This window comes from Desulfocurvus vexinensis DSM 17965 (assembly GCF_000519125.1).
GTDB lineage: Bacteria > Desulfobacterota > Desulfovibrionia > Desulfovibrionales > Desulfovibrionaceae > Desulfocurvus > Desulfocurvus vexinensis.
In genome coordinates, this window is the sequence record NZ_JAEX01000052.1 from 1 (window position 1) to 1,580 (window position 1,580).

The 1,580-nt window shown below is 67.5% G+C and carries 4 protein-coding genes; all 4 read right to left on the reverse strand.

Annotation, left to right across the window (positions count from 1 at the left end; genetic code table 11):
- Positions 1-108 (reverse strand): DNA adenine methylase (locus tag G495_RS22895; RefSeq protein WP_169734401.1); only part of this gene is annotated, 108 nt, incomplete at its 3' end.
- A gap of 172 nt (positions 109-280) precedes the next feature.
- Positions 281-1,255, reverse strand: a complete 975-nt coding sequence (locus tag G495_RS0114510; protein WP_028588362.1) for a contractile injection system protein, VgrG/Pvc8 family — start codon at positions 1,253-1,255, stop codon at positions 281-283.
- 1 nt (position 1,256) lies between these two features.
- Positions 1,257-1,463, reverse strand: a complete 207-nt coding sequence (locus G495_RS0114515; RefSeq protein WP_028588363.1) for a tail protein X — start codon at positions 1,461-1,463, stop codon at positions 1,257-1,259.
- Positions 1,463-1,580: phage tail protein (locus tag G495_RS23020; protein ID WP_035252523.1), on the reverse strand; the 118-nt coding region annotated here is incomplete at its 5' end. The genes G495_RS0114515 and G495_RS23020, both read right to left, overlap by 1 nt.

The window sequence follows — 1,580 nt, forward strand, 5'->3', positions numbered from 1 at the left end:
CCCCGCACCAGCGAACACCTCCGCGTAGCGCTGGTGGGGCGGGATCAGTCCCATGATTTCCTCGGCAAGCCTCGACTTGCCGCCTATCCATTTGATTGGGCTTTTCATGTCGCTCTTTACGATTATGCCCGTGGCTGTTAGGGAATCTCCACCCTGATCAGGGGAATGGAGCAGCCGTCCTCGGGCGGTGGACCGGTGTGTCCGCACCGGGCCAGTGGGGGCGTTGGCGCGCCCCCGCCTGTTCCTCAAATCTCGTCTGCAATTCGGTTGTCAAAGAGCCTTAGGCGGCGCCCTTGGGCGTCTCCGCCTGGAGTTCCGTGCGCAGGCCCTGGCCGTCCAGGGTGTGCCGCGCGGTGGCCACAATCCATTCACCGACGATGCCCGGAACGCCGGTGACGCTCACCCGCGACTCCGCGCCCAGGGACGGCCTGCCGACCAGCGTGAGGTCCAGGGTCGCGGTCCCGCGCTGGAAGGCGTCCAGCTTCGCCTGGGCCGCCCGGGTCGCGGCGTCTGCGTCCGGGTACGTCCCGGGCAGCGTGAACAGCATCTCGCCATCGCCCACGGTGACGGCAGTCCTCTCTGCCCCGTCGTGGTCGTGCCAGTACGCGGCGACGCCCTGATATTTGCCCCTGTCCGCCGCTTGCATGGTCCAACTCACGAGATCCTTGCGCGCGAGCTGAACCAAGGGCATAGCCGCGCCGGAGGCGCTCTTGGCCTCACCGCGCGGAGCCAGGACCAGGTTGCCTCCTGCGGGCTTGAACACCGCCCCGTTGTCTTTGGCCAGGCGCGTCAGGAGTTGCATGTCGCTCTCCTCGGTCTGGTCGACGTGCGGAAGGCCCACCCGATCCAGGTCGGCGTTGACCCGGGCGCTGTAGCCGTGCTCCTGGGCCACCGTGCGCATCATGTCGCCCAGGGTCGTATCGTCCCAGGAGCGAGTACGGCGGGCCTTAAGGCCGCTCATCATGTCGGCGGCCCGGGCGGAGATAGACAGGGCATCCGGAGGGCCGGTGACGCTCACGCCGTCCACCTTGAACACGCCCATCCTGACCAGCCCAGTCTCTTTGTAGCCCAGCAGGATTTCCAGCTCCACGCCGGTGCGGGGAATGGCCACCTTGCCGTCGCGATTGTCCAGGGCCAGGCTGGCCAGGTCGGACTTGAACCCGGCCTCGTCCGTGATCCGCAGGGACAGGAGCCTGTCCTTTACGGCGGCGGTGATGTCCTTGCTGTCGGCGATGACGCGGAATTCGGGGCGCATCTCAGTCCCACAGACGCACGGGCTGCGCCGCCTCGGAGGTGCCCAGTTCGGGCAAGGTCAAGACCATGCCCACGGGCAGCGTCGGCCCGGCGTCCGCCAAGCCGGGGTTGGCGTCCAGCACTGCCTCCACGGCGCCCGGGCGGTCGCCGTAGTGCCGCCAGCAGATCCAGTCCAGCATGTCGCCGTCCTTGGTCACGTAGCGGGCCATCAGGCATCCTCCCCGTAGGAGCCGAGCTTGAGGTGAAAGGTCTGCTTACGCGGCACGCCGCCGGGCAGGAAGGCATCCTGAGTTTCGGCAACCTCCTCAATGACCCACTTGCCCCAT

Bases quoted from the DNA above. Each gene is read 5' to 3' on its own strand.
- G495_RS0114510 (WP_028588362.1), bottom strand. From the start codon at position 1,255: ATGCGCCCCGAATTCCGCGTCATCGCCGACAGCAAGGACATCACCGCC.
- G495_RS0114515 (WP_028588363.1), bottom strand. From the start codon at position 1,463: ATGGCCCGCTACGTGACCAAGGACGGCGACATGCTGGACTGGATCTGC.